Annotated in this window: 16 protein-coding genes; 3 read left to right on the top strand and 13 right to left on the bottom strand. The window is 71.6% G+C overall.

The window, feature by feature from the left end:
* Positions 1 to 41 precede the first annotated feature (41 nt).
* From AB1673_09100 to AB1673_09055, 10 genes are all read right to left on the bottom strand, one after another.
* Positions 42 to 1,460: a cation:proton antiporter gene (locus tag AB1673_09100; protein MEW6154126.1), complete on the bottom strand. Its 1,419-nt coding sequence runs from the start codon at positions 1,458 to 1,460 to the stop codon at positions 42 to 44.
* A 7-nt stretch (positions 1,461 to 1,467) separates the two neighbouring features.
* Positions 1,468 to 3,249, bottom strand: coding sequence for a cation:proton antiporter (locus AB1673_09095; GenBank protein ID MEW6154125.1), 1,782 nt, complete (start codon positions 3,247 to 3,249; stop codon positions 1,468 to 1,470).
* Positions 3,250 to 3,251: 2 nt separating this feature from the next.
* Positions 3,252 to 4,427: an RnfABCDGE type electron transport complex subunit D gene (locus tag AB1673_09090; GenBank protein MEW6154124.1), complete on the bottom strand. Its 1,176-nt coding sequence runs from the start codon at positions 4,425 to 4,427 to the stop codon at positions 3,252 to 3,254.
* Complete coding sequence (locus AB1673_09085) at positions 4,424 to 5,116, bottom strand: DM13 domain-containing protein (protein MEW6154123.1); 693 nt, start codon at positions 5,114 to 5,116, stop codon at positions 4,424 to 4,426. Before AB1673_09085 ends, AB1673_09090 begins: the two co-directional genes overlap by 4 nt.
* A 624-nt stretch (positions 5,117 to 5,740) precedes the next feature.
* Complete coding sequence (moaA, locus tag AB1673_09080) at positions 5,741 to 6,733, bottom strand: GTP 3',8-cyclase MoaA (GenBank protein ID MEW6154122.1); 993 nt, start codon at positions 6,731 to 6,733, stop codon at positions 5,741 to 5,743.
* A gap of 57 nt (positions 6,734 to 6,790) precedes the next feature.
* A complete protein-coding gene (gene asnS, locus AB1673_09075; GenBank protein ID MEW6154121.1) occupies positions 6,791 to 8,185 on the bottom strand; it encodes an asparagine--tRNA ligase in 1,395 nt (464 codons plus the stop codon).
* A 34-nt stretch (positions 8,186 to 8,219) separates the two neighbouring features.
* On the bottom strand, positions 8,220 to 8,990 hold the full coding sequence (gene uppS, locus AB1673_09070) for a polyprenyl diphosphate synthase (protein MEW6154120.1): 771 nt from the start codon (positions 8,988 to 8,990) through the stop codon (positions 8,220 to 8,222).
* Positions 8,991 to 9,014: 24 nt separating this feature from the next.
* Positions 9,015 to 9,860: a transglutaminase family protein gene (locus tag AB1673_09065; GenBank protein MEW6154119.1), complete on the bottom strand. Its 846-nt coding sequence runs from the start codon at positions 9,858 to 9,860 to the stop codon at positions 9,015 to 9,017.
* Positions 9,857 to 10,804, bottom strand: a complete 948-nt coding sequence (locus tag AB1673_09060) for an alpha-E domain-containing protein (protein MEW6154118.1) — start codon at positions 10,802 to 10,804, stop codon at positions 9,857 to 9,859. The genes AB1673_09065 and AB1673_09060 overlap by 4 nt, the downstream gene beginning before the upstream one ends.
* On the bottom strand, positions 10,798 to 12,432 hold the full coding sequence (locus tag AB1673_09055) for a circularly permuted type 2 ATP-grasp protein (protein ID MEW6154117.1): 1,635 nt from the start codon (positions 12,430 to 12,432) through the stop codon (positions 10,798 to 10,800). The genes AB1673_09060 and AB1673_09055 overlap by 7 nt, the downstream gene beginning before the upstream one ends.
* A gap of 84 nt (positions 12,433 to 12,516) precedes the next feature.
* Here AB1673_09055 and AB1673_09050 point away from each other — a divergent pair, with 84 nt between their 5' ends.
* From AB1673_09050 to AB1673_09040, 3 genes are read left to right on the top strand one after another with little or no spacing between them, the layout of a single operon-like run.
* Positions 12,517 to 14,442 (top strand): molybdopterin-dependent oxidoreductase, encoded by a 1,926-nt coding sequence (locus AB1673_09050; protein ID MEW6154116.1) that lies wholly within the window; start codon positions 12,517 to 12,519, stop codon positions 14,440 to 14,442.
* Position 14,443: 1 nt separating this feature from the next.
* Positions 14,444 to 16,216: an NADH-ubiquinone oxidoreductase-F iron-sulfur binding region domain-containing protein gene (locus AB1673_09045; protein MEW6154115.1), complete on the top strand. Its 1,773-nt coding sequence runs from the start codon at positions 14,444 to 14,446 to the stop codon at positions 16,214 to 16,216.
* Complete coding sequence (locus tag AB1673_09040; GenBank protein MEW6154114.1) at positions 16,206 to 17,066, top strand: 2Fe-2S iron-sulfur cluster-binding protein; 861 nt, start codon at positions 16,206 to 16,208, stop codon at positions 17,064 to 17,066. Before AB1673_09045 ends, AB1673_09040 begins: the two co-directional genes overlap by 11 nt.
* A 44-nt stretch (positions 17,067 to 17,110) precedes the next feature.
* Here the strand turns inward: AB1673_09040 and AB1673_09035 are convergent, their stop codons facing one another.
* The 3 genes from AB1673_09035 to AB1673_09025 all read right to left on the bottom strand — a co-directional run.
* Complete coding sequence (locus AB1673_09035) at positions 17,111 to 17,284, bottom strand: hypothetical protein (protein ID MEW6154113.1); 174 nt, start codon at positions 17,282 to 17,284, stop codon at positions 17,111 to 17,113.
* 1,510 nt (positions 17,285 to 18,794) lie between these two features.
* Positions 18,795 to 19,682, bottom strand: coding sequence for a sirohydrochlorin chelatase (locus AB1673_09030; GenBank protein ID MEW6154112.1), 888 nt, complete (start codon positions 19,680 to 19,682; stop codon positions 18,795 to 18,797).
* Positions 19,679 to 21,144, bottom strand: a 1,466-nt coding sequence (locus AB1673_09025) for a VWA domain-containing protein (GenBank protein MEW6154111.1), incomplete at its 5' end; no start/stop codon positions are given. The genes AB1673_09030 and AB1673_09025, both read right to left, overlap by 4 nt.

The raw sequence follows: 21,144 nt of genomic DNA, 5'->3' as shown, positions 1-21,144 counted from the left end.
AGCTGGCCCGGGGATGGGGAGCACGGCCCGGCCCTGCCCCCTCACCCTGGGATCCGGGTTTCAGGCAGGCGCGGCCTGGCCTGGCCTCGCGGGGCCTCCCTCTCGCCCTCGTCGGGGGCATCGCCGGGGATCTTCCGCATGAAGCGGTCGAACAGCGGCCCGGTCATCATCGTCGTGATCAGCGCCATCAACACGGCTGCGACCTGGAGTTGGCCCGAGATCACACCCGCGTTAAAGGCGATGAGCGCAACGACGAGAACAAGCAGGCCCCGGCAGTTCATCAAGACCCCGATGACGTTGCCCTCCGCCCAGCTTAGGCCCCCAAGGCGGGCGGACACTGCCCCTCCGGCCCACTTGCCCACGATCCCCGCAAGCAGGAACACGGTGAGTCCGGGGACAAACGAGGCGCCGAGCTTGGTGAAGTCGGTGTTCAGGCCGGAGAAGGCCAGAAAGACCGGGAGAAGGACGATGGCCGTGACGTCCTGGAGCCGGCTGTGGAACTCCCGGAACATCGCCCGGCGGGGCTCGACGATCACGCCCACCACGAACGCACCCACGATGACAGTGAGCCCCAAGCGGTCGGCAACGTAGGAGGAGGCGAACACCAGCGTCAGGACGCCGGCGAACATCGTGGGTGTAAGCACCCCTGCCAGTTCGTAGCGCCGTGCCATTCTCTTGAGGAGGCGCCTAACGGGAACGAAGATGACGGCCAGGTAGACGGCGGAGAGCAGGTACTTGGTAGCGATCTCGCCGCCGGAAGCATTGCGGGAGGCGGCCGTGGCCGTGGCCACGGCCAGGAACATCAGCACCGAGGTCAACGCCGCGGAAGCAACCCCAACCGAGCCCATTGTCGTCTGCGTGAGCCCCTTTTCCTGCAGGATCCGGGCCATCACTGGGACCGCCGTCACCGACAGCATCGCTCCCACCATCAGGGCGAACGCCAGGCGTGACGGCTGGGCCGGCGTGCCGAACATGCCGACGAACCTGGAGTCGTAGAGCATCGGCGCGATCACGAACCCAAGGGCCATCGGGACCGCCACCACACCCACCGCCACCGTGGCGATCCCCCGCCGCCGGCCGTTGGTCCGCCCCAGGTTGAGCTCGAGGCCAACGATGAACATGAACAGGGTGAGGGCGAGCTGACCCAGGATGCCGAGCGCCGATCGGGCCTGCGGAGGGAACAGGCAGGTCGTGATGCTGGGCACGGCGCCACTGGCCCCGAGGGCATCGGCGCAGTGGAGGAACTTGGGCGGGTCGCTCCAGGTGAATACCGCCGGGCCCAGGAAGGTCGGGCCCAGCAGCACGCCGGCGGATATCTCACCAACCACCCTCGGCTGCTTGAGCCGTTCGAAGAGAGTCCCCACCAGGCGGGCGGCCACCAGGATGACGAACAGGTTGAGAAGCACGAACGCCACGACCTGATCGGCCTTGAGCGCGGGGCCGGCAGCTTGGGCGAGCATTCTAGGGTCAGGCCGTGCCGACCGGTTCGCCGCGAGGGCTGGCCAGCTCTGGCTGAGCCGCCAGATGAGGGAGGTAGGTCCGGGACAGGATGGGCGTGGCCATGAGCGTGGTGACCAGCGCCATGATCACCATGACGGCGAACAGCGCTGGGGAGATGACGCCCAGACTGCGACCGATGGTGAGTATGACCAACTCGGTAAGGCCCCGGGTGTTCATCAGCACGCCGAGGGCGCTGGCATTGCACCAATCGACTCCCATAACCCGGGCGGCCACCGCCGAACCGCCCCACTTGCCGGCGACGGCGACGGCGACGACAGCCGCAGCGATGAGCCAGTGCAACCACTGGTCCAGCATCCCGAACCGGGTCGAGAGGCCTACCACAGCGAAGAAGATCGGCAACAAGAATAGGACCGTGAGGTCTTCGAGCCGTTGGGTGATCGCTTCCCGCATGACCACTGCTCGGGGAACGCTCACCCCGAAGATGAAGGCCCCGAAGATGGCGTGAATGCCGATCATCTCCGTAGCCCAGGCCGCGAGCAGTAGCCCGCAGATCAGCGCGGCCAGGATCGGGCGCCGCCGCTCGGGCCTGTGGAGGTACATGGGCTCCAGGGGCAGGAGCAGTGGTCGCACGACGAGGAGCATCAGGGCCACGAAACCGACCGCCAATGCGGTCGTGACCAGCACGTCCACCGCACCCGTGGACTGGGCGATGCTGACGACAACGGCCAGCAAGCACCAGGCAGTGAAGTCGTCGATCGCGGCACAGGTGATGGCCAGCGCGCCCAGCCGCGTGCGACTTAGCCCGGTGTCGGTGAGGATCCGGGCCAGCACCGGGAACGCTGTGATCGCCATGGCTGTCCCCATGAAAAGGGCGAACCCGGGATAGGTCCCGCTCCCGAGGACCGGGTACAGAGCCAGCGCCAACAGCGATCCCATGGCAAAGGGCGCAATGATCGACACGTGGCTGACCAGTACGGCGAGGTGCCCGGCCTGGCGGACGTGCTTGATCTCCAAGTCGAGGCCGATGAGGAACATGAAGAAGATCAGGCCAAACTGGGCCATGACCCGGAGGACCCCGATGACCTCGGACGGGAACAGGTAGGCGGTGACCTCGGGAAAGAACGCACCCAGCAGGCTGGGGCCGAGCATGATCCCCGCGGCGATCTCCCCGATCACGCGAGGCTGGTGGAGCGACGCCAAGAGGAAGCCCACGGCGCGGGCGGCGAGCAGGACCATAGCCACGGCCAGCAGCGACCGGGCGACGACCTCACTGGGGGTGAGCGGCTCGATCCCTGGCTCGCCGCCGGAGGGGCCGGGGGCCGGATCGACGGACGCCATGGCCAATCGCAGCGGTTGGCCGTCGGCCACCAAGGTCCCAGCGACACCGCCGGAGCGAGCAACGACGAGTTCGGCCTGGTAGCCCTGCCCGGCCAGGGCGGTGCCCCCCCGGCACATACCGCGAAACACCCCCAGGCCGGTCTGGCGATCGATCCGAGCTCGTCCGAGCCGGGCTCCAAGCTGGTCCTCGATCGCCTCCGCCCCCGGGGGCCCGGGCACGTAAAAGTCGACGAACTGGCCCGACTGCAAGGTGGCGACGCGGTCACCTAGGCAGGTCTCCGCCCCGCCGGCCACAGCCACCAGCGGTGCCGCCAGTGGCGGGAGCTCGATGTTCCTCCCGAAGTGGAGGGAAGTCGCAATGGCCAGCAGGCCGACCCCGATGATCGTGGCGTAGCTGACCATCCACCGGAGGCGCCCGCCCCCGGTGCGAACCGCCAGGGATCCGTCCACCGCTATTGCACGACTCGGGTTGTCAGCCCTCGCTCGATGAGCTCTACGTTGCCGTCACGGCTGAGAAGCAGCGTGTTGACGGGCGCGGCCAAGGCGATCACCGTGATCAGTACCAAGACGGGGTTGCGGGCAGCCGTGGCCAGCCGACGGGGCCAAGCGGCCGCCGGGGCGGCGGCCGCGATGGCGTCGGCATCGCCCGAGCGCTTCGCCTCGAGCCGCTTGCCGAACCGGTCGATGGTGGGCGTCAAGGCGGTGGTCAGCACGAGCGAGGAAAGGATCGCCACCTTGATGCCGAACTCGGTCGTCTGCGGAAGGATCAGGCCGGCACACACCACAGCGGTGAGCACGGCGTAGATGTACCGGGCGATCCTGACCTTGGGAGCCGTCTGCGGGTCGGTGATCATGAAGAAGGCGAAGATCAGCATCTCAGGCGACAGGGCGACCGTCAGCCAGTAGAAACTGCCCCCGACCGGCCCGTCGTGCCAGGTCGCCCAGTAACTGCGCCCGAACAACGCGAACAGGGCGATGAGCACGGAGATGGTCGCCATGAAGGTGGCGGCCATCTTGATCATCTTCACCTGGCGCAGGAGGAAGAAGGCGCCGGTGAGGATGACGCCGAAGGCCACCAGGATCGGCGCGCCAAGGGGGGCCCACCACAGGTGCTCGGAAAAGACGTGGCTCGGCCCGATGAGCAGGAGTGCCCACGCCAGGCCGATGTTCGACGGGTTGAAGATGTGCCGGCCGTTGTGGCGGATCAGGTACTTGGGGAGCAGGGAGATGAGCGCCACGAACACGAAGTAGTGCAGGCCGTTTACGCTCCACCAGTCGCCGTGCTGGGTCCCGGAGACCCTGAAGATGAAGGCGCAGCTGATGCCCGTCTGTAGGGCGCTGGCCGGCCATGCCAGCACCCTGTCCTTGTGGAACAGGTACACCATCTCCATCAGGCCGCACAGGAGCACGGTGACAGCGATCTGGGGGATGGAAACCTTGAAGCTGAGGACGGTCAAGCCGAGGATCGTGATCGTCCAGATGGTGGCCGTGAGCTTCAGCCGTGGGTCGCCCCACTTAGGGAAGATGACCGGGACCTGCTCGCCTCGGATGGTGACGGTACGGGGAAGCTTGCGGGGGGCTTCGGCCAGCGGGACGGTGGCGGTGGGCGGGGGCAGCGTGGTGCTCATCTCACCCCCTCCAACGAAGCGGCGGCGTAGGCGCTGAGGATCGGCGCGCACCAGATGACGACGGACTTGTACTTCGTCGGATCGATGCCCTCCGGCACTGGGTAGTTAAGAGACCCGGCGGTGACATCCATCATGACGACCAACTCTGACGAGCCATTGTTCAGGTACTCCTGGGAGGTCTTGGGAGCTTCAAGGGTGCTGAGCCGGAGTTCGAGGTCGGCGGTCGGACTTACGAAGAAGTCGTCGAGCCGCAGCGAGTACTTCCCGTCCGCCTGGCGGAAGATGGTGACCGTGCCGACACCGGTCTTGTCGATGCCGTAGAAGGAGCCGCGCCCAACGACGACCGCTCCCGGAGCCGCCATCGCTGGCAGCGACGGCTCGACCAGCGGCGAGTCGATCTGCTGCGCCACGGCCAGCCGCCACGGGCCGTCGGCGGTTACCTGCAGCGCAACCGGGCCGGAGGTGGTGCCGAACCCGGTGACCTCGCCGGTGCAGGGAGCGTCGACGATGGGCCGGCGGTGCCCCGCAGCGACGACCACGAGGCGGCCGGACTGGCACGTGCCCTTGATGCGCCACTGAACGGCATTGGGGACTACCGTGAAAGGCGAGGCAGTCGCCGTGCCCGTACCCTCGACCGTCGTCACGTCCTGCCACCAGGGCTGAGAGCGGAGCTGGGTGGGCTCAGCCACGGCCGGATGGGCGGGGGCGGCGACGGCGGCACGCCCTGCCGCTGGGGCGGCGGGCGGGGGCGTGACCGGCTCCCAGAAGAAGTCGCGAACGCCGAACAGGTTGCTCCCGACGACCCCGCTGAACGTCACAGCCAGGACACCGGCCCAGGCCGCCCAGGGGCGGCGCGAACGCGGGGATGGGCGCGGCTCAGGCTGAGCGGGCGCCGAACCCGGTGGTGTGTCGACAGACAGGGTCACAGGACGCGAGTCCTCTCCCCCGAGCGGCTCGTAGGTAGCCCTACGGCCCGGACGCTTGCTCCCTCGGAGAGGCGGCCCAGCCCGACCATGCACGACCTACTGGGCCTACTGCCGGGCTCTCCGGCGATCACCCAGGCGAGACTCTGACTCGCTCCCGCTGGCCTAGTCCAGCTCCCAGGACGCACCATGCCTGCCACTGTACGGATCGCCCGTTATCGTCGCGTTATCGTCGCGTTACCCGTTCGCGGCTGGCCGCCAGCCAGCTCGAGGTCGACCCCAAAGTAACGCCAAGCATCACGCCTCGGGCGTCACCCGATGCCCTGCGAACGAGGTCGGGTCCCGAAACTGGCCCAAGGCTCTTCGCCCGGTCACCGGTCGCCCGGCGGGTCAGCCGCCGATGGCGGACATGGGGCGGGCGGGCTGCACGAAGTCGGGGTGGTTGATGCGGTGGCCGTCCCACTTGGCCCACACCGCGTCGGCCACCAAGGCGGCCAACTCGGGGTCACTGGCCCCGGCCCGCAGCGGGGCCCGCAGGTCGGTCTCGGTGAGGGAGAACAGGCAGGTTCGGAACTGGCCCTCGGCCGTCAGCCGGGCCCGGTTGCAGGTCGCGCAGAACGGCTCGGTGACCGAGGCGATGAACCCCACCGAGCCCGGCGCCCCGTCGGCAAAGTCGAACGTGGTGGCGGGCTCGGGGCCGTGGCCACGGGCCACCAGTGCGAACTCGGCCTCTATGGCCGCCTTCACGTGGGCCGAGGGCACGACCTTGGACCGCTCCCAGGCCCGGTCGGCGTCGAGGGGCATGTACTCGATGAACCGCACGTCGTAGCCGGTGGCCCGGGCCAGCCGGGCGAAGTCGACGATCTCGTCGTCGTTGGTGCCGCCCACGACCACGCAGTTGACCTTGATGGGGGCGAAGCCGGCGGCGTCGGCCGCCCGCAGTCCGGCCTGCACCCGGTCAAGGGCGTCCCGGCGGGTCATCTGCTCGAACCGGTGGCGCAGCAACGAGTCACACGACACGTTCACCCGGTCGAGGCCCGCGGCCCGTAGCGGGCCGGCCAGCCGGTCGAGGCGCACGCCGTTGGTGGTCAGAGATAGGTCGAGGCCGGCGTCGGTGGCCCGCAGCCGCCCCACGATCTCGACCAGTTCGGGCCGCAGGGTCGGCTCCCCGCCGGTGAGCTTCACCTCCCGAACGCCGAAGCCGACGAACAGCCGCACCAGCCGCTCGATCTCGGCGCCGGTAAGCAGCTCGTCCCCCGCCAGCCACGGCAGCCCCTCGGCCGGCATGCAGTACGTGCACCGGAAGTTGCACCGGTCGGTGAGCGACACCCGCAGGTCGGTCACCACCCGCCCCCGGGCATCGACCAGGGCGTCATGGGGCATACGGTCAATGGTAGGTGGCCGGGCCGAGGCTCCCGTCCGGGTGGCCGGCCCTACGGGTCAGAAGTCGGCGTTGTTGGGGGTGCGGGGGAACGGGATGGCGTCGCGGACGTTAGCCAGGCCGGTCACGTAGGAGACCGTGCGCTCGAAGCCCAGGCCGAAGCCGGCGTGGGGGACGGTGCCGTAGCGGCGCAGGTCGCGGTACCACCAGTAGGCGTCGCGGTCGAGGCCCAGCTCGGCGAGGCGGGCGTCGAGCACGTCGAGGCGTTCCTCCCACTGGCTGCCGCCGATGATCTCGCCGGTGCCGGGGGCGAGCACGTCCATGGCGGCCACCGTGCGGCCGTCGTCGTTGACCCGCATGTAGAACGCCTTGATCTCCTTGGGGTAGTTCATGACGACCACGGGACGGCCCACGAGCTCCTCGGTCAGGTAGCGCTCGTGCTCGGACTGCAGGTCGGCGCCCCAGCCCACCGCGAACTCGAAGGACCGGCCCCCGGCCACGGCCTTCTCCAGGGCCGTCACCGCGTCGGCGTAGTCCATGCGCTCGAAGCTGGCGTCCACGAACCGTTCCAGGCGGCCCACGGCCCCGGGGTCGATACGGTCGGTGAAAAAGGCCATGTCGTCGCCCCGTTCGTCGAGCACGGCCCGGAACAGGTACTTGAGCAAGGCCTCGGCCAGGTCGGCGTCGTCGCTGAGGTCGGCGAAGGCGATCTCGGGCTCGACCATCCAGAACTCGGCCAGGTGGCGGGCGGTGTTGGAGTTCTCGGCCCGGAACGTGGGCCCGAACGTGTACACCCGCGACAGGGCCAGGCAGTAGGCCTCCACGTTCAGCTGGCCCGAGACCGTCAGGTGGGTCTCGCGCCCGAAGAAGTCCTCCGACCAGTCGGGCCGGCCCCCGGGGCCCCGGTTCACCGAGTCGAGGGTCGACACCCGGAACATGGCCCCCGCCCCCTCGGCGTCGTTGGCCGTGATGATCGGGGTATGCACCCAGGCGAAGCCCCGCTCGTCGAAGAACCGGTGGACGGCCATGGCCAGCGTGTGGCGCACCCGGGCCACGGCCCCGAACGTGTTGGTGCGGGGCCGCAGGTGGGCCACCTCGCGGAGGAACTCGAACGAGTGGTTCTTGGGGGCGATCGGGTAGGTCTCGGGGTCGTCGACCCAACCCACCACCTCCACGGCGGCGGCGTCGACCTCGACGCTCTGGCCCCGGCCCTTCGACTCGACCAGCGTGCCCGACACGACCACCGAGCACCCCGTCGTGATCCTCAGCACCTCGCTCTCGTAGTTGGCCAGCGACGACCGGGCCACCACCTGAAGGGCGTCGAAGCACGAACCGTCGTGCACGGTGAGGAACGACAGGCCCCCGCCCGAGCGCGAGTCGCGCCTCGTGCGGGCCCAGCCCTTGACGGTGACGACCTCGCCCACGGCCACCCGCCCGGCCAGAAGGTCGGCCACCCGGTGCCCGCCCGGGCCGGTCACCGGTCGACGGTCATAGGCCGAAGCGGCGCTCGCGCCGGGCGTAGTCACGCAGGGCGCGCAGGAAGTCGACCCGGCGGAAGGCGGGCCAGAAGGGGTCGACGAACACGTACTCGGCGTAGGCCGCCTGCCACAGCAGGAAGCCCGACAGTCGGGCCTCGCCGCTGGTACGGATGACCAGGTCGGGGTCGGGTAGGTCGGCGTTGTAGAGGTGGGCGGAAACGCCGGCTTCGTCTATGCGGGCCGCCAGCTCCTCGGGGGCCGTCCCCTCGGCCACCAGGTCGGCCACCAGCGAGCGGCAGGCGTCCACCACCTCCTGGCGACCGCCGTAACCCAGGGCGATGGTGAGCTGCCACGAACCCTCGGGGGCGGCCGCCTGGGCCTCCTTGGCGGCCCGCAGGAGGGGCCCAGGCAGCATGTCGAGGCTCCCGATCACCCGCACCGAGAAACCCAGGCGGGCGGCGTCCGCAGGCAGGCGTTCGAAAAGGCCGATGAGCACGTCGAGGTAGGGGCCCAGCTCCTCGGCGGGACGGTCGAGGTTCTCCGTCGAGAGCACCCAGGCCGTCACCGCCGGCACGTCGAGCTCGTGGCACCACCCCAGGAACTCCCGGAACTTCTCCATCCCGGTGCGGTAACTGGCCGTGTAGTCAGCCAACCCGGCCGAGCGGGCGAACCGCCGGTGGCCGTCGAGGATGATCCCGATGTGGCCGGGCCGGCGCACCGGCGCCAACGAGGCCAGCAGTCGGCGTTCGTAGAGCCGGTAGACCGGCGCGGTCAGGTTCACCACCCGTGAACGATACGGCCTTCGTCAGGCCAGGCGGGTCAGGGTGACGGTGACGGCCAGGGCCTCGGCCGGCCCGCCGTGGTACACGCCCTTGAGCGGGGACACGTCTGCGTAGTCGCGAGCGCGGCCGATGACCACGTGGCGCTCGCCCACCGGCAGGCCGTTGGTGGGGTCGAACGGCATCCAGTCGCCCAGCCACGCCTCCACCCAGGCGTGGCTCTCGCCCTCGACCGGCTGGCCCACGGGGGCGTCCTCGTGGGGGTGCAGGTAACCGGAGACGTAGCGGGCCGGCACCCCCATGGACCGCAGCAGGGCCAGGTGGACGTGGGCGAAGTCCTGGCACACCCCGCTGCCGTGGGCCAAGGCGTCGAGGGCGGTGGTCGAGACGGTGGTCGTGCCCTGCTCGTAGCGCAGGCGGTCCCGGGCCCAGGCTGACGTGGCCCGGCAGGCGTCGGCCGGCGAGCGGCCGGCTGCCAGTTCCCGGGCCGCCTCCGCGATCTCGCGGCCGGCCAGGGGGACGTAGGACGTGGGGGCCAGGTACTCGGCGAACCCGTCCCTGGTGGCCGGGGACCGTAGGTCGTCCCAGCGGGTGCCCTCGCCGCCAGTGCGGGGGGCCGACGTCTCGACCTGGGACCGTCCGCACACCTCCAGCTCGGTGTGACCGGCATGGATGTCGAAGGAGTAGACGAGCGTGCCCCAGTAGTCCCAGTAGCGGAACACGCTGGCCGGCGGGGTGATCGTCACCTCGGCCTCGATGACCAGTTGCTCGGGGGTGGACAAGGGCATGATCCGGGCCTCGTTGTAGGACGCCACCACCGGGGCCCCGTAGTTGAAGCCGGTGTGGTGCTCGATCCGCAGCCGCCAGGTCACGGCGTCGTACCGGTGGCTTCGAGGCTCCACTCGAGGGGGGCACCGAGGCGGAAGAAGCGGCGGCTGACGGCGTCGCTGGCGGCCGCGCAGGCGGACTGGAGGGCATGGAGGTGGGCCGCCAGGTCGGCCAGCAACTCCTCCACCCGCCGGAACTCGAGCTCCACCCGGGCCCGGCCCAGTATGCGCCGGGCTTCGTCGTCGAGACCGGTGCGGCTGGAGGCGGGCTCCAGCTCGGCCAGGCACTCCTCGGCCAGGGCCAGGGCGTGGAAGGCCGACCGGGGGAACAGCCGGTCGAGCAGGAGGAACTCGGCCACCAGGGCGGGCTCGACGCCCCGCCGGTAGGTGCGCAGGTAGGCCTCGTAAGCCGAGCAGCACCGCAGCGTCGTCACCCACTCGGGCGGCCCCGCGGCCTGGCTGAACTGGGCCAGAAGCAGGCGGGTGGTCATGTCGAGGCGTTCGAGGCTGCGGCCCAGGACCAGAAAGCGCCAGCCCTCGTCGCGGCTCAAGGTGGCGTCGGCCAGGCCCGCGAACACCACGGCCCGCTCCTTGACGTGCTGGAAGAACGGGTGGGGGCCCACCCGCCGGGCCCGCTCCACCTGGGCGGGCAGGGCGTTGTAGGTGGCGTTCAGGCACTCCCACATCTCCGACGAGAGCACCTCGCGCATGCCCCGGGCGCACTGGCGGGCGGCCACCAGCGAGCCCACGATCGACGAACTGCTCTCGCGGTCGAAGGCCAGCACCTCGATGACCCGCTGGCAATCGAGGGGCCCGCCCGGGTCGGGCACGCCCATGACGCCCAGCAGAGTGCGGCAGGCGGCCTCCTCGCTGACCGACGGGTCCTCCAGCAGGTGGAGCACGGTCACGTCGAGGATGCGGGCCGTGTCCTCGGCCCGTTCCACGTAGCGGCCCACCCAGTAGAGCGACTCGGCGATGCGGCTCAACACCCGGGTGCCCCCCGGTTGGAGCCCTGCTGCTGCTGTTGCTGCTGCTGGGCGCCCAGGGCCGCCCCCGGGCCGGGGTCGGGCCGCGGCGATGTCCCCGGGCCGTCCGCGGCCGACACCGGCGAGGACATCGGCGAGGACACCGGCGAGGACATCGGCGAGGACATCGGCGAGGCACCGTCCGCTCCGGGCAGGCCTCGTACCCCGGCCAGGACCCAGGTGTCCTTGGAGCCGCCGCCCTGGCTGGAGTTCACGACCAAACTGCCCTCGGGCAGGGCCACCCGGGTCAGGCCACCGGGCGCCACCCATACGTTCTCCCCGTCGTTGATGGCGAAGGGGCGCAGGTCGATGTGGCGGGGACGCAGCCGGTCCCCGATGTGGGTGGGTGACGTCGAGAGGTGGACGACCTCCTGGGCGATCCAGCCCCGGGGATTGGCCACCACGTTCTCGCGGGCGCGGGCCAGTTGATGGTCGCTGGCCTGGGGGCCGATGACGATGCCGTGACCGCCCGACCCGTCGACCGGTTTGACCACCAGTTGGTCGAGGCGGCCCAGCACGTGCTCGAGCTGGTCGGGCTCGTCGAGGCGGTAGGTGGTCACATTGGGCAGCAGCGGCTTCTCGCCCAGGTAGAAGTCGATGATGGCCGGGACATAGGTGTAGACCAGCTTGTCGTCGGCCACCCCGTTGCCCACGGCGTTGGCGATGGTCACGTTGCCGGCCCGGGCCGCGTTGAGGACCCCGGCACAGCCGACCATCGAGTCGGGCCGGAAGTGGAGCGGGTCGAGGAAATCGTCGTCCACCCGCCGGTAGATCACGTCGACCCGCTGCTCGCCGTCGGTGCTGCGCAGGTAGACGACGTTCTGGCGGCAGATGAGGTCGCGGCCCTCCACCAGCTCCACCCCCATGTGGCGGGCCAGGAACGTGTGCTCGAAGTAAGCCGAGTTGAACACGCCGGGCGTGAGGACCACCACCCGGGGGTCAGGCACGCCCACCGGGGCGGCCGCTCGTAGCGCGGCCAGCAACTGGGCCGGGTAACCGTCCACCGGCCTCACCCGGTGGCTGGCGAACAGTTCGGGGAACACGTGGGCCATGGCCCGGCGGTTCTCGATCACATAGGACACGCCCGAGGGGGTGCGCAGGTTGTCCTCCAGGACGCAGAACCGGCCTTCGCCGTCGCGGGCCAAGTCGATGCCCGCGACCTGCACCCGCACGCCGTTGGCCGGGTCGAAGCCGGCCGCCGCCCGGTGGAAGTGCTTGGAGGTCGTGACCAGCGCCCGAGGCACGACTCCCGCCTCGAGGATCCTGCCCCGGCCGTACACGTCCTGGAGGAAGAGCTCCAGCGCCCGCACCCGCTGGCGCACGCCCGCCTCGACCAGCGCCCATTCCTCGGACGACAGCACCCGGGGGACGAGGTCGAGGGGGAAGGGGCGCTCCTCCCCCGAGAACGAGAACGTGATGCCCTGGTCGCGGAACGCCCGGTCACGGCTGACACACCGGCCCGCGAAGTCCTCGGCCGAGAACGTGCGCAGGGCGTCGTAGAGGGCGGAGTAGGGCGGGCGCGCCACTCCCGCGGGTTCGAACATCTCGTCCCAACTGGGTTCAGCCTCGTAGCCGTCGAGCAGGTCGCCCACGCGACCATCCTGGCGCGTCCGCGCCCCTGGCGGGGCCCATCCCCGCCCAGTTCATCAGATCGTGACGCGCCGCCACAGGCCAGAATGGGCCCGGAGGAGGTCACGACCATGGGCAGTAGGAAGACAAGGCTCCCCCGGCTGACGACGCCGCTGGTGCGGGACGGGGGCGGGCTGCGGGAGGCGTCGTGGGACGAGGCCCTCGACCGGGCGGCCGCCGGGTTCGCCCGGGTGGTCGAGGACCGGGGACCGGACGCCTTCGGGCTGTTCAGCTGTTCCAAGGCGTCCAACGAGACCAACTACCTGGCCCAGAAGTTCGCCCGGGTGGTGATCGGCACCAACAACGTCGACAGCTGCAACCGCACCTGACACGCCCCCTCGGTCGTCGGTCTGGCGACGGTGTTCGGGGCCGGCGGAGGGACCAGCTCCTACCGCGAGGTCGAGACGGCCGAAGTCGTCGTGTTGTGGGGGTCGAACGCCCGCGAGACCCACCCGATCTTCTTCCACCACGTGCTGGCGGCCGTGCGGCGGGGGGCGCGCCTGTTCGTGGTCGACCCCCGGCGCACGCCCTCGGCCCAGTGGGCCGAGCGGTGGTTGGGGGTCGACGTGGGGGCCGACATCGCCCTGGCCCACGCCATGGGCCGGGAGATCATCACGGCCGGCCTGGTCGACGAGGAGTTCGTGGCCGAGGCCACGACCGGGTTCGCCGCCTACCGGGAGGCAGTGGGGCCCTGGACGCTCGACGCCGCCGAACGGGTCACCGGGGTGGCGGCCGCCGACATCGCCGAGGTGGCCCGGGCCTACGCGGCCGCTCCGAGAGCGCAACTGTGCTGGACCTTGGGCATCACCGAGCACCACAACGCCGTCGACAACGTGCTCGCCCTCATCAACCTGGCCCTGCTCACCGGCCACGTGGGACGAGAGGGCTCGGGGCTCAACCCCCTGCGGGGCCAGAACAACGTCCAGGGCGGGGGCGACATGGGGGCCATCCCCAACCGGCTGCCCGGCTTCGCCGACCTCACGGTGGACGCCGTCCGGGCCCCGTTCGAGGCCGCCTGGGGCCGGGCCTTGCGGTCGCGGCCCGGCCTGCACCTGAGCCTGATGTTCGAGGCCATGGCCCGGGGCGAGCTGCGGGCCCTCTACGTCATCGGGGAGAACCCCGCCGGCTCGGAGGCCGACGTGGCCCGGGCCCGGGCCGCCCTGGCCGGCCTCGACCACCTGGTGGTGCAGGACCTGTTCCTCACCCGCACGGCCGAGCTGGCCCACGTCGTGCTGCCGGCGGCCGCCGACTGGTGCGAGGCCGAGGGGACGGTGACCAGCAGTGAACGGCGGGTGCAGCTCATGGGCAAGGCGGTGGCGCCGCCGGGGGCGGCCCGGCCCGACCTCGAGATCGTGGCTGCCCTGGCCGGCCGGCTGGGCCACGACTGGGGCCGGCCCTCGGCCGAGGCGGTGTGGGACGAGGTGCGCTCGCTGTCGCCCATGCATGCCGGGATGAGCTACCGGCGCCTCGAGGAGTTGGGCGGGATCCAGTGGCCGTGCCCCGACGAGTCCCACCCCGGCAGTCCGTTCCTGCACGGCCGGCTGTGGGACCGTCCTCTCACCGGGCCGCGTGCCCCGTTCAGCACGGTGGCGTGGGTGCCGCCGGCTGACGAGCTGACCGATGAGTACCCGGTACGCCTGACCACCGGCCGGCGCCTCGACTCCTACAACACGGGCGTGCAGAGCGGTTCCATCGCCTCCCCCCTGCGGCGTCCCGAAACCCTGTGCATCTCGGCCGCCGACGGCGCCCGGTTCGGAGTGGCCGACGGGTCGACGGTGGTGGTCACCTCGCGGCGAGGGTCGGTGACCGCCCCGGTGACCTACGACCCGACCCTGCGGGCCGGCCTCGCATTTCTCACCCTGCACTTCGCCGACCAGGTCGACACCAACCTGCTCACCAACGACGCCTGGGACCCGAAGTCGGGCACCGCCGAGTTCAAGGCCACCGCCGTGCGCATCGAGCCGGTGGCCTGATATGGACCTCCACTTCAACCGGGCCGAGGCCACCCCGGCCGAGCGCGAAGCCGTGGCCTCGGTCGCCGGCCCCGCGGGCCCCGGCGGGGGCGCCATGGACGGCGTGGGCGGCGTGGACGGGCGCCGTCACCTGCTGCTACCCGCCCTGCTGGCCGTGCAGAAAGCCGTGGGCTGGGTCAGCCCGGGAGCGGTGAACGAGCTGGGCCGCCGGCTGTCGGTACCGCCGGCCGACGTGTGGGGCGTGGCCACGTTCTACGCCCTGATCTCGACCGAACCGGGCCCGCCGGCCACCGTCCACCTGTGCGAGGACCTGGCCTGCCGGCTGGCCGGGGCCGCCGAGGTGGCCGCCGCCCTCGACCGGGCCGGCACCCCGTGGCGGCCCAGCCCGTGCCTGGGCCGCTGCGACCGCCCCTCGGCCGCCTTCGTCCAGCACACCGGCACCCGCCCCGACTCCGTCTTCGCCCCTGCCGCGGCCGCCACCCTGACAAGTGACGCGTCGGGCGCGGCGGCGGAGCCGGTGGTGGGCCCTTCGGGCGAGGGCGGGCGGGGGGCCACGGCCGTTTACGCCCCCGGTGGGGCGCACCTGCTGGCCCGGGTGGCGGGTGGGGGCGCAATGTCGCTCGACGTCTACCGGGAGGCCGGGGGTTACCGGGCCCTCGCCCGGGCCGTCGAGCTCGGGCCGGCGGGGACTGTGGCCGAGGTAACGGCGTCGGGGCTGTCGGGCCGGGGCGGCGCGGGTTTCCCGACCGGCCTGAAGTGGCAGGCGGTGGCCGCCGCCCCGGTCCGGCCCCACTACCTCGTGGCCAACGGGGACGAGTCCGAACCGGGTACGTTCAAGGACCGGGTGCTCATGGAGCGCGACCCCTTCGCGGTGGTCGAGGCCATGACCGTGGCCGCCTTCGCCACCGGCTGCCAGCGGGGGTACGCCTACGTTCGGGGCGAGTACGGCGAGGCTGCTGGTGCGCTGGAGCGGGCTGCGGCCGAGGCCCGCGGGGCGGGCCTGCTGGGCGCCGACGTGATGGGCGCGGGCTTCGACTTCGACTTCGAGGTGCGCCGGGGCGGCGGGGCCTACATCTGCGGTGAGGAGACGGCCCTGATCAACTCGATCGAGGGGCGCCGGGGCGAGCCCCGCAACAAGCCCCCCTACCCGACCGAAGTCGGGCTGTTCGGCAAGCCGACGGTGGTGAACAACATCGAGACGCTGGCCAACGTCGTGCGGGTGCTGGCCGAGGGCGGGCCCGTGTTCGCGGCCACCGAGACCCGGCTGTTCAGCGTCTCGGGCCGGGTGGCCCGGCCCGGTCTCTACGAACTGGGTCACGACGTCACCCTCGCCGGCCTGCTGGGGCGGGCCGGGGCCGCCTCGCTACGGGCCGTACTTGTGGGCGGGGCCGCGGGCACGTTCGTGCGGGCCGACCAGACGGCCTTCGCCCTGACCCCAGCTGGGGCGCGGGCCGCGGGGGCCGCGCTGGGCTCGGGCGTGGTCATGGCCTTCGGGGAGGGCGACGACCTCGGCGACGCCGTGCGCCGCATCACCGCCTTCTTCCGGGACGAGTCGTGCGGCCAGTGCGTCCCGTGCCGGGTGGGGACCGTGCGCCAGGAGGAGTCCCTGGCTCGCTTGGCCGCGGGTGCGGGTGCGGCCGAATACACCAGCGAGCGGGCCCTGCTCGACGACCTGGCCGCGGTCATGCGGGACGCGTCCATATGCGGCCTGGGCCAGACGGCTCCGTCGGCCCTCCAGTCGGCGCTGGCCAACGGTCTCCTCGATGCCGGCTGAGCCCCAGCCCGTCGGCCCGGTGCGCCGCTTGGTCGAGCTGACCGTCGACGACCGGCGGGTGAGGGTGCCCGAGGGCTCGACCGTGCTGCGGGCGTGCGAGGCCGCCGGGGTCGAGACGCCGACGCTGTGCTGGGCACCCAACCTCACCCCGGTGAACGTGTGCCGGCTGTGCGTGGTCGAGGTCGAGGGCTCGCGAGCGCTGGTCCCGGCCTGCTCCCGGCCGGTCGAACCCGACATGGCGGTGACGACCGGCTCCGAGCGGGTGCGGCTCAGCCGCCGGCTCGTCCTCGAGCTCCTGGCATCGTCGGTCGACTTGTCGCTGGTGGCCGACGAGGTGAGGCGATGGATGGGCGAGTACGGGGTCGACTCCGGGCGGTTCGGCCCGGGCTCGGCCACGGTGGCCCAGCCCGTCAAGGTCGACAACGAGCTCTACGTGCGTGACTACTCGAAGTGCATCCTCTGCTACAAGTGCGTCGAAGCATGTGGGACCGACGCCCAGAACACGTTCGCAATCGCCGTCGCCGGCCGGGGCTTCGGAGCCCACATCGCCACCGAGGCCGACGTCGAGCTGCCGGAGTCGGCGTGCGTCTACTGCGGCAACTGCATCGGCGTCTGCCCGACCGGCGCCCTCATGCCCAGCACCGAGCACGGCCTGCGGGAGGCGGGCGAGTGGGCCCCCGACCGCCAGCAGACGGTGCGCACCGTGTGCCCCTACTGCGGGGTCGGCTGCAACCTCGACCTCACCGTGCAAGACGGCCGCATCGTCAAGGCCGGCTCCCCCGCCGACCACGAGGTCAGCCACGGCCACCTGTGCATCAAAGGCCGGTTCGGCTTCACCCACGTCGAGTAGCGGGCGAGCCGACACCAGGCCCTCGGGCCCCGGGCAAGCGGGCGTCAGGCGGCATCTGCGACCACCCCCGGCCCACGGGCCTTGGCACCACGAGGATGTCGCACCTCGGTGCCGTCGGCCAAGAACACGCGCGGCAGACCGCCGATCATCCTGATCTCCAGCGCTCCCGCGTGTACCCGCCGGTGGTGATGGCGGTGGCGCCCCCCTTGTCCCACCATCGCACATGGTGGGCGCCGCACCAGCCCGGCGGGCGGTCGCACAGGGGCACGGGCTATCCGCCGTCGCGGACGTGTACCACCCGGCGCTGGCCGGACGAGACGGTGCGCACCGAGCGGCCCAGCTCCAGCGGCGCGCTTTGGCCCCCATGACCAGGCGGCCACCTCGGAGTCACACAGCCACGTGAGGGCCTGCTCGCCCGGCACCACCCCGCCGCCAGCCGAGGGTGCCTCCGTGGACTGGCGAACCGCAGCCGGGAGAAGTGCCCCTTGCCGCGTTTGGAAAGCTGAGATCTACTACGAGGCGTGCGGAGGCGGGCAAGGCTTGGTGGCGTGGCGGCCGTGTGCCTGGCAGTGCTGACCTCGTGTACCGGTGAGGCGCCCGCCGACCTCCCGTCGGCAACTGTCCCCACCGCGCCGGCCACCACCACAACCACCAACCCATATGCCGTGCCGGACATTATCGACATCGCCTACCTGAACCGCGTCCTCGCGTGGTTCGACCAAGCCGAAGGCGACATACTCCGCAGCACAATGTCATCGCGGAGCCTCGCACCGGAAGATGTCGCTCGCCTTCGCGCCTTACATCTCAGTGACGTTTCCTTCCAGGGAGCACTCGATGTGCTTCAGTACGACCTGCGCGCTGGTTTTGTTGGGCTTTACCCCACTCCTGGCAACAAGCATACGACGGTTGTCGAGATCCTGTCGTCTTCAACTACCTGCGCTTTCGCCAGGGTATACAGAGACGCCTCAGCGGTATCTATGAGCGAGAACCCACGGTTTCGAACCCAGTGGGTAGCCCTAAGACGGCTCGACCAAGGCTCAGCTCCCAACCAGAACGCTACCGGGTGGGCATACGAGTACAACGGTGCGAGGTTCCAGCTTGGTGGGGGAGACACGGTCCCGAAGCCCCCAGAACCGAATCCATGCGCTTCCTTCTAGCATCGCTTCTGTTCGCCCTCCTGCAAGTCCAGGGAGCCGCCGTCTCAACAACAACAAGGCAGTTCCCAACCCACCAGCACCGAGACGGCAGACTGCACGCTGAGGGCGGATAACGCGTCGTACATTTGTCGGAATGGCTTGGTGATTTACGTCAATGGGGTTCCCGGCGGTGTGGAGGACGACGGGGGCGCTGACTGGAAACCGAGGGATGGTTCGTACACACCGAGGCGACGCCGCTGGGTGAGCTCAGGATCGAGGCGTCGGGGCGCTACTACGTCGACTGGGGCGACGGCGAGCTCACCGGTCCCCACAGCACCGAGGGACAGCCGTGGCCGCACGGCACGATCAAGCACGACTACCAGTGGTCCGGGAGCTACGACGTCGTCGTCACCCAGAGGTGGACAGCGACCTGGCAACTGGGCGACCGTGGCGGCCCTCTGCCCGAAGGCACCACCACCGGGAGGATCGACGGCTTCTCGGCCCGCGAGATCCAGGCCGTGGTCTCCAACTGACCGGCCGGCTGCGGCCAGCGGCTACTAGGAACCGATGGCCACGGACGACAGCCCCCGCCTCATGGGCGGAGGCCGTGGTCGTGGGTGTGGTCCGTACCGTGGGTGGCGGCCAGGTGGGAGTGGCCGGTCCCGGCGGGCTGGCCGACGCGGTCCTCCCGGCCGGGCCAGGGGGCGCGGTAGGCGCACAGATCGCAGTTGTGAGCCGGGCGGGCGGCCAGGGCCTCCCGATAGCGGTCGAGGACGACCGGGACGAGGCTGGGCACCGGGCCGATGTAGCCGGCGTCGATCACCTCGACGCCGGTACGGGAAGTGAACTCGTCGATCTCGGCCCGGGCCCGGTCGATCAGCAGGCCGTGGCACAGGAACCAGAAGGCCACCGCCATCCGCCGATGGCCGAGCCGGTCGAACACGTCGAGCCCGTCGGGCACCCGGGGCCCGGTCACACCCGTGAACGCGGCGTGTGCGAACGGGGCACCCGTCCACTCGGCCACCAGGCGGGACACCTTGGCGGCGTCGCCGTTGGCGTCGGGGTCCGACGTGCCCCGGGCCACCAGCAGCAGCGGTAGCCCGCCCGCACCCGACCGGTTCACCCGGTCGCCCAGGGTGGCCACCAGGTCGCGGGTGACCCCCAGCGGGGCGCCCAAGACGATCTCGATCGGATAGTCGAGGTCGCGGTAGCGCTCCCGAGCGGCCAGGACCAGGGCAGGGACGTCGCTCTTGGCGTGACCCGCTCCGAGCAGCATCAGAGGCAGGACGGTCACCCGTCGGCATCCCCGCTCCACCAGGGACCCGAGGACCGCGGCGGCTGGCGGGTCGGTCATCTCCAGGAACCCGACCTCCACCGCGTCCCCGGGTAGGGCGCGGGAGATCATCCGCCCGATGGCCGCCGTCTCGGCCGCGGCGGTGGGCGACTTCGAGCCGTGGCCCACGAGCAGCAGCCCGTTCACGGCCGGCCCCCGACCCCGAGGGCAGCACGCACCGCGCCCTCAACGGCCAAGGCCGACACCTCGGACAGGGCCACGCAGGGCCCGCCCAGGGCGGCCGCCACCCGGGGCGCCAGCCCCAGGGGGGCGGGGCCATCCTCGGCGTCGAGGACGAGTGCCCCCATCCCAGCGGCGGCCACGGCCGACGCGGCCACCAGCGCCCGGTCGAAGGCGCCCGGCCCGGCCGTGGCCCGGCCGTCGGTGAGCAGCACGATCGTGGGATTGTCGCCTGCCTCGGCCGCCCGCAGAGCGGTCTCCAAGGCGGCATCGATCCCCTCGGCCAGGGGGGTCGGGCCGCCGGTGGCCATGTCGGCCAGCCTGGCCCGCGCCACCTCCACGCTGGCCGTGGGCCGCAGGACGACCTCGGCGCCGCGGCCACCGAAAGCCACCAGGGCGACCCGGTGGCGGCTTCGGTAGGCGTCGGCCAACAGCCCGAGCACAGCACCGGCGGCCGCCTCTACCCGCCGGGCGCTGCCCATCGAGCCGCTGGTGTCGACGGCCAGCACGACCGTTCGGGTGGCCGCTCGTCGGCGGACAGGCTCCCGCAGGTCGCCCGGCTCCAGTCCCCCGCCGGTGCCACCCCGTGCCACCTTCGCCCGCACCGACGCCATAACGGCCACCGACGACGGGCCGCCCGGCCCCGGTACCCGAGCCCCCACCACCGGCCCGGTGACGCCCGGACCGGTGACGGGCGCAGCGGGCCGCGGGCCGGCCACCGGTACCACTACCGGCTCGGCCGCCGCGCCCAGTGCCCCACCGGCCAGGTCGGACCACGTCTCGGCACCATCGTCGGCGGACCTGCGCGCGGGGCCTGCGGGGGCGGCGGACCTGGCCTGCTCGTTCCCCGCCAAGCCGGCGGCGAGCGAACGGCCGTTGCCGGGCCGGCCGTTGCCCGGCCAGCTCTGGGTGTCGTGGTCCGCCTCCCCCCCCGAGCCGGTCGACCCACCGGGCTGGCCCTGGGAAGCCCCCGGCGCGCCGGGGAGCGGCGCGGTCGACGGGGCCCCGCCGTCGCCGGCCACGGACTGCGGCGAGTGTTCACCGGACCGGCCGGGCTGGCCTTCGGTGTCACTGCGCCCGGGTCGCTGCGGGCTGTCGGCCGACGGGTCGGCGTGGTCGCTTGCCTCCGAGGCCGGGCCCGCCCCTGGTGAGGACGCGACCGCATGGGCCGCGGCGAGGGCGGCCCGGAGCTCGTCGGGCGACAGGGTGGGGGGGTCGAACGGGCGGCGGCGGCGGCGATGGGCCAGGGCCAGGGGGGCAACCCGTTCCACGTCGGCGACGGTTGCCACCGCCCGGCCCTCCCAACCGGCGAGAGCGGCCGCCGCCCGGCACAGCACGAGGTCGGCCCGCAGACCCTCGGCCCCCACGGCCAGTGCCAGCCGGCTGGCAAAGCCGATCACGTCCTCGGGCAGGACGGCCGGCCTGGCCG

The organism is Actinomycetota bacterium, from assembly GCA_040754375.1.
Taxonomy (GTDB): domain Bacteria; phylum Actinomycetota; class Acidimicrobiia; order Acidimicrobiales; family AC-14; genus JBFMCT01.
Note: the sequence above shows the minus strand (reverse complement) of the source record. Positions and strands in the feature narration are given on the sequence as shown.